General features: G+C 76.8%; 4 protein-coding genes. 2 read left to right on the top strand and 2 right to left on the bottom strand.

What is annotated here, in order from left to right:
* Positions 1–51: 51 nt before the first annotated feature.
* On the bottom strand, positions 52–1020 hold the full coding sequence (locus GA0115242_RS08525; RefSeq protein WP_093826229.1) for an alpha/beta hydrolase: 969 nt from the start codon (positions 1018–1020) through the stop codon (positions 52–54).
* 198 nt (positions 1021–1218) lie between these two features.
* Between GA0115242_RS08525 and GA0115242_RS42285 the strand changes: the two genes are divergently transcribed.
* Positions 1219–3984: a helix-turn-helix domain-containing protein gene (locus tag GA0115242_RS42285; protein WP_093826232.1), complete on the top strand. Its 2766-nt coding sequence runs from the start codon at positions 1219–1221 to the stop codon at positions 3982–3984.
* Between the two features lie 430 nt (positions 3985–4414).
* On the opposite strand, the gene GA0115242_RS08535 is transcribed toward GA0115242_RS42285, so the two are convergent.
* The gene (locus tag GA0115242_RS08535; RefSeq protein WP_093826234.1) at positions 4415–5743 is read right to left on the bottom strand and encodes a helix-turn-helix domain-containing protein; all 1329 of its coding nucleotides are present in this window, start codon (positions 5741–5743) and stop codon (positions 4415–4417) included.
* A gap of 452 nt (positions 5744–6195) precedes the next feature.
* Here GA0115242_RS08535 and GA0115242_RS08540 point away from each other — a divergent pair, with 452 nt between their 5' ends.
* Entirely contained in the window at positions 6196–7167 is a 972-nt protein-coding gene (locus GA0115242_RS08540; RefSeq protein ID WP_093826236.1) for an AraC-like ligand-binding domain-containing protein, read from the top strand.
* Positions 7168–7227 lie beyond the last annotated feature (60 nt).

Raw genomic sequence — 7227 nt, forward strand, 5'->3', positions numbered from 1 at the left:
CCGGGTCCGGGTGGCCGGGCGGCCGTGCGTGGGCGCGGGCCCCGGCCCGGGTCAGGCCGCGCCGAGGGCGTCGCGCAGCACCGCGACCGCCTGGGCGATGGCGGCCTGGGCCGCGTGCGTCCCGCGCAGCGCGTCGAGCATGACGAAGTCGTGGATCACGCCCTGGTAGCGGACGGCGGTGACGGCGACGCCCGCGGCGCGCAGCTTCGCGGCGTACGCCTCGCCCTCGTCGCGCAGCACGTCGGCCTCGCCCGTGATCACCAGGGCCGGCGGCAGACCGGTGAGCTGCTCGACGGTGGCGCGCAGCGGGGACGCGGTGATCTGCGCGCGCTCGCTCTCGTCGGTCGTGTACTGGTCCCAGAACCACCGCATGCCGTCCCGGCGCAGGAAGTAGCCCTCGGCGAACTGGTCGTAGGACGCGGTGTCGAAGCGCGCGTCGGTGACCGGGTAGAACAGCACCTGCTGGACCAGCGGCACGTCACCGCGCTCCTTGGCCATCAGGGTGAGGGCCGCGCTCATGTTGCCGCCCACGGAGTCACCGGCGACGGCGAGACGCCCCGCGTCCAGGCCCCTCGCGGCGCCCTCCGTCACGATCCAGCGGGCCACCGCGTAGTTCTGCTCGACGGCGACCGGGTAGCGGGCCTCGGGGGAGAGGGCGTACTCGGGGAAGACTACGGCGGCCCCGACCCCGGTCGCCAGCTCGCGGACCAGCCGGTCGTGGGTGTGGGCGTTGCCGAAGACCCAGCCCGCGCCGTGGATGTACAGGATCACGGGCAGGGTGCCGGTGACCCCGGCGGGCCTGACCACACGGACCCGCACCTGACCGGTCGGGCCGCCCTCGACGGTGACCCACTCCTCGTCGACGGCGGGCTTCTCGACGGGGCCCGACTGCACCTCGTCGACCGCCTTGCGGCCCTCGGCGGGCGCGAGGTCGAAGAGGTAGGGCGGGTTCGCGGTCGCCTCGGCGAACGCTCGGGCGGCGGGTTCGAGGACCGGCTCGACCGGCGTGGCGTCGTGCATGGGGCTCTCCTGAGTGCGGTGGGGTGTGCGCCCCGCCGGACCCATACCGGCGCGGACACCAGGAACGCTAGATCCGTTCCCGTGCCCCTCTGGCCCCGGAGCGCACCGGCGTGTGCCCGAGAGCGCACGACCCGGTCAGCGCCCGCTCCCTACCAGCCAGTACGGTGAACGTCGTACCGCCGGGAGAGGAACAGATCCGTGGGCCAGTCGCCTCCGCGCCCCTTCGGCCCGCTGCTGCGCGCCCACCGGCACACCGCGGGACTCACCCTCGACGAACTCTCCGCCGCGTCCGGGGTCACCGCGCGCGCCGTCGGGGACATGGAGCGCGGGCACAGCCGCGGCCCGCAGGCCCGGACCGTGCAGGCCCTCGCCGACGCGCTCCGTCTCGATCCGGCGGCGAGAGACGCGCTCCTCGCCGCGGCCCGCGCGGGCCGCCGCCGCCGGACCGTGCCCGGCGGGCTGTGCGCACTGCCCATGGGCACACCGGACTTCGCGGGCCGGACGGAGGAACTGCGCGTGCTCCGCGAGGGGAGCGGGGGAGCGGACGGCGGGGTGGTGCTGGTCGTGCACGGCGCCCCGGGGCTCGGCAAGACGGCGCTCGTCGCCCAGGCGGCCAGGGAGGTGTCCGCGCGGCACACCGGCGGCTGCCTCTTCCTCGACCTGCGCGGCCTCGACCCCGAACCCCTCACCCCTTACGACGCCCAGGCCAGGCTGCTGCGGGCGCTCGGTGTCTCCGACGGCGACCTGCCGACCGGCGCGGATGACCGCGCGGCGCTCTACCGGGCGACCGTCGACGCCGCCGACGTGCTGCTGGTGCTCGACAACGCGGCCGACGCGTCCCAGGTGCTCCCGCTGCTACCGACCCCCGGCACCGGCCCCGTCTGGGTGACCAGCCGCCGCGCCCTGACCGCCCTCCCGGCCGCCCGCAGGCTCCCCCTCGCCCCGCTCCCGACGGAGACCGCGACCCACCTCCTGGCCGAGATCACCGCGGGCCGCACGACCGCCCCGCCGTACGGCGACGCGCTCGCCCTCGCGGGGGAGGGGCCGGGTGGGGGGTTGCCGCCGGTGGAGGGGACGTCGCGAGGGGACTCGCCCGCCGACCTGCGCTCCGCGGTGGAACCGGGGGCGGAGGCGGACCTTGCCTTCCCGGTGGAACCGGGGGCGGGGGTGGACCTTGCCTTCCCGGTGGAACCGGGAGCGGGAGCGGACTTGTCCTCCCTGGCGGAAGCCGCGTCGCCGGGGAGCCCGACTCGCGGTGGGGAACCGACTCGCGGTGGGGGACCGCCCCGCGACGTAAAACCGACACCCGGCGCGGCCCCGACTCGCGACGTGGAGTTGTCCTCCGGTGGGGAACCGGCCCCGACCCTGGCCCCGGGCGCGGTACCGGCATCCGGCGCGGACCCGTTCCCCGGAGCGCCCGCGGCCCCCCGCACGCAACCCGCCCCCGGATCTGCCCCTGCCCCCACCCCTGCCCCTGGCGACGACGATGACGTGGACTCGGGTGACCCGGGGGAACGTGCCGCGCTCGCGCGGATCGCCGAGCTGTGCGGCGGGCTGCCCCTGGCGCTGCGCATCGCGGGGAACCGTCTCGTCACCCGGCCCGGCTGGACGGCGTCCGCCCTCGCCGACCGGCTGGCGGCGGAGGACCACCGGCTGGCCCGGCTCACCGCGGGCGACCTCGCCGTACGGTCCGCGTTCAGCCTCTCCTACGAGCAACTCACCGACCCCGCGCGGGCGTTGTTCCGGAGGCTCGCCCTGGTGACCGGCGCCGACTTCACGCCCGTCCTCGGCGCCGTCCTGACCGGCTCGCCCCTGGAGCGCGTCGAGGAGCTGACGGACGAACTTGTCGAACTCGGCCTGCTCGGCCACGACGCGGCGGGACGCGCCTCCTTCCACGACCTCCTGCGGCTCTACGCGCGCCGGACGCTGGAGGCCGAGGAGACACCGAAGGCCAGGCGGGCGGCCGAGGCGACCCTCCGCGCCTGGCTGCTGCGGACCGCGCGCACGGCGGGACGCCGCTTCGAGCCCGGCGAGGACACCCGCCCGGCCGACTCCGACCCGCTGGTCGACGTCGGCGACCGGAACGCGGCCCAGCTCTGGCTGCGCGAGGAGCACGCGCACTGGCTGACCGCGCTGCGCGAGGCCGCGGCGGCCGGGGAACACGCGACCGTGGTGGACGTCGCCGAGTCCATGCACTGGTTCTCCGACCGGTGGCCCTTCTGGGGGCACTGGCACGAGGTGTTCGCGCTCTCCCGTGACGCGGCCCGCGCGCTCGGGGACCTCACCGCCGAGGCGACCCACGCCAACTACCTCTCCTGGGCCCACTTCCACTGCCGTCACGACCCCGCGACGGGGGCCGGGCTCGCGCTGGAGGCGGCGGCGCTCGCCGAACGGGCGGGCGACACGGAGCAGGAGGCGTGGGCGTACACGTACGCGGCCCACACCGCCGTCACCCTCGCGCGGTACGAGCCCGCGGTGACGTACGCCCGCCGGGCCGCCGCCCTGTTCGAGGCCGAGGGCAGCCGCGAGGGGCTTCCGACGGCGCTGGTCACGCTCGCCAGGAGCCTGCGTTCGATCGGCCGGTACGAGGAGGCCGTCGACACCCTGGACCGGCTCCTGGCCCTGCTCGCCGACCCGGCCACCGCGCCCGCCCCGCACATCGCCGACTACTCGACGATGAACGCCCTCTGCGGCAAGGCGCTGGCGCTGCTGCAACTGCGCCGCTGGGACGACGCGCGGCGGGCGGCGGAGCGCGCGCTGGAGGTGGACGTCCGCGTCGGCGTCCCCGTGCTGCGCGGGCAGGCCCTGCTCTGCCGGGCGCGGGCCCTCGCCGGTCTGGGGCAGCGGGCGGACGCGCTCACCGCGGCCCGCGAGGCGCTGGAGGCGGCGCGGATCGCCGGGCACACGACCCAGCGCGCGGAGGCGGAGGAACTCATCGCCCGCTGGGAGCCATCGACCACCTGAGCTGCCGACGCGCACCGGCGGAGGGGGAGGGGAGGGGGGAAGGGCTGGACGACGACGGGGATCCCGTCGACCCCACCGACCCCGGCGGCATCGGGATCCGGCGGCCGAACGGCGGTCTGTGTCCCGCCCGTTGTCGCCCCGGGACGGTGGACTCAGTCGGCCGTCTCTGGCTGACGGCGGGCGAACGTGCCTGTTACGCCGGCGCGTTGAGGTGAGCCCGTCGCGGCCGACGAGAGCAGCCGGAGTGTCCCGTCGCCCCGGCGCGGCCGGGTGAGCCCGCTCAGGCCGACGGAAGCAGGCGAACGTGCCGGTCACCCGGCCGCGTTGGGGCGAGCCCGCTCAGGCTGACGGCAGCAGGCGGCTGTGCCCCCGCATCCCGGCGCCGTCGGGGCGCGTCCGTCGAGGCCGACCCGGGCGGCGAACGTGCTTGTCACGGGGACCCGTTGGGGCGCCTGGCGTCCGAGTCCGTGCCGGGTCGCCGTCCGGTCAGGCGGTCGTGGACGGTGTCGATCTCCCCGGGGTTCTCCTCCGCGCGCAGTCGGCGTTCGGCGAAGAGGCGGAGCAGGTCGGGGAGGGCGGCCCGGTCGCCCCGCACCGGGACGAGCAGGCCGAGTTCGACCAGATCGTCCAGCGACTGCTCCGCCAGATGCGCGGGAAGGCCGGTGAGGAGCGCCGCGAGGTCGCTGTCGACGTCGGGTCCCGGCGCCAGCGCGAGCCGCCGGAACAGCAGCCGCCGGTCGTCGTCGAGCAGCGCGTACGACCGCGCGAACGCCGACTCGACGCTCAGGTCCCCGGCGCGGAGTTCACCGAGCCGCCGCTCCCGCGCCGCCAGCCGGTCCGCGAGGTCCCGCGCGGTCGGCCCGGGGCGCGTGGCCAGCCGGGTCCCCGCGACGCGCAGCGCCAGCGGCAGCCCGCCGCAGTGCCCGGCGATCTCGGCGAGGGCGGGCGCGTCGGCCGCGGTGCCCCGGGACCCGAGGAGCGCGCCGAGCATCGCGACGGCCGACGCGGCGGACAAGGGCCCGAGCGGCAGCCGCCTGGCGTGTTCGAGGCCGGTCAGGGCACGGCGCGCTGTCACCCAGACGGCGCCCCGGCCCGGCACCGGCAGCAGCGGCCTGACCTGGCTCTCGTCCGCCGCGTCGGCGAGGACCAGCAGGGTCCGCCGGTCGCGCAGGAGCGCTCGGTGCAGGGCGGCGCGCTCCTCGGTGTCGGCGGGGACGTCCCGGCCGCGCACGCCCTGCGCCCCGAGCAGCCTCAGCAGGGCCTCGTCCGCCGGGAGGGGCGCGGCGTCGAGGCCGCGCAGGTCGAGGAAGAGGCAGCCGTCGCGGTACCGGTCGGCGGCCTGCCGGGCGGTGTGCACGGCGAGCGCCCTCTTGCCCGTCCCGGGCGCCCCGGACACGACGGTGAGCGGTGTGCCGGGGGAGGCCCGCAGCAGCCAGGTGGTCTCGGCGTCCCGGCCGGTGAAGCCGGGGGCGTCAGGCGGCAGCGGGCACCATCCGGCGGCGGACTCCTCCGGACGGCGGCGCCCGGCGCGGGCCGCCTCGGTGAACGCGGCCCGCTCGGCGGCGTCCAGCCGCAGCGCGTCGGCCAGCGAGGAGACGGTGCGGGCCTGCGGACTGCGGCTGCGCCCGCGCTCCATGTCGCCGATGGCCCGCACGCTGACCCCGGCCCGCTCGGAGAGTTCCTCCAGGGTCAGCCCCGCCGCGCGCCGGCGCAGGCGCAGCAGCGTCCCGAAGCCGGGGGCGGGGTCTTGCGGTGTCACGCCGGAGCAGCTCGTTCCCGTGGTCGTCGACGCGGTCGGTACGGTCGTCCGATCTTACGTACCGGAGCGCGAGGGCGGCTGCGCGGAGAGCGCGGCGACCGGTCCCGGGCGGGCGGGCCGGACGGGTCGGGACGGAGGCTGCGCCGGGCCGCTCCCGATCCGTACGGAAAGGAGTCCCCGGTCCGCGCAGGGGAACCCCCGGTCCGAACAAGGAGCCCTCGGTCCGCACCGGCGCCTCCCTGTGCTGCCTGTGCTCCCCGCGGCTCTCTGCGGCTCCCCGCGGTCGGGGTGAGCCAGGTGCCCCGGGCCTCGCGCACGTCTCCCGGTGCCGGGTTTCGAGCCGTGACGCGGGACCGCGCGGCCCCACTTCTTCCTGCGGTTCTTCCTGGAGCCCGGCCGGTCCGCGTCCTTGAATGGACGGAAGCAACCCGCCCTCCAGGAAGGACGTCCCGGTGCCCGTCGTCCGGTCCACCGCCGCGCTGGCCCCCGCCGAGCGGCACGCCTACTGGCACGACGTGGTGTCGAACACCTTCATCCCGCTGGACGTCACCCTGCACGACCGCGAACCCGCCGAGGGCGTGATCGCCAGTCGCAGTGTCGGCTTCCTCCGGATCGCGGAGGTCGGCGCGGGCCCCCAGACCGTCGACCGGCGCCGCCGGGACATCGCGCGGGACGGCGAGGAGTGGCTGACGCTCACCGTCCAGCAGCGCGGCGTGGCGCTGCTCGAACAGGACGGCAGGAGCGTGGTCCTGCGGCCGGGGGAGTTCGCCCTCTCCGACTCGGGGCGGGTCTTCCGCAAGGTGCTGCCCGAGGACTTCTCGTTCCTGGCGTTCCATCTGCCGCGCGCCCGGCTGCGCGTACCGGAGCGGGAGGTGCGGGACCTCGTCGCCACCGTGTTCCGCGCGGAGCACGGCGTCGCCTCCCTGGTGGCCGGATACCTCACCCGGCTGGCCGGGCAGGCCGACGGCCTCGACGACGACACCGCGCTCCCGCTCGCCGAGGTCGCCATGGACCTGCTCGGCGTGCTCGCCCGTGAACACGCCGGACGTTCGGGCCCACCGGCGGACGGCCCGCCCCACGCGGTGCTCGCACTCGCCAAGGAGCACATCCTCGGCCATCTGCACGACCCCCGGCTCTCACCGGAGACGGTCGCCGCCGCCCAGCGCGTCTCGGTGCGCTACCTGCACAAGGTCTTCGAAGGCGAGGGGACCACGGTCGGGCGCTGGATCCTGGGCCAGCGTCTGGAACGCTGCCGCCGTGACCTCGCGCGCGAGCCCGCGCACCGCACGGTGGCCGCGGTCGCCCGCCGCTGGGGCTTCGTGAGCCCCAGCCACTTCAGCCGGGCGTTCCGCGCGGCCTACGGCATGGCCCCCAGCGCATGGCGCGCGGACCGGAACGACCGGGCGGACGGGACGGGTCGCTGACCCACCCCGCGCCACCACGGCGTCGCCCTCGCGCAGCCCGACGGACGCGCCCCCCCGCGC

It is taken from the genome of Streptomyces sp. SolWspMP-5a-2 (assembly GCF_900091845.1).
Taxonomy (GTDB): Bacteria; Actinomycetota; Actinomycetes; order Streptomycetales; family Streptomycetaceae; genus Streptomyces; species Streptomyces doudnae.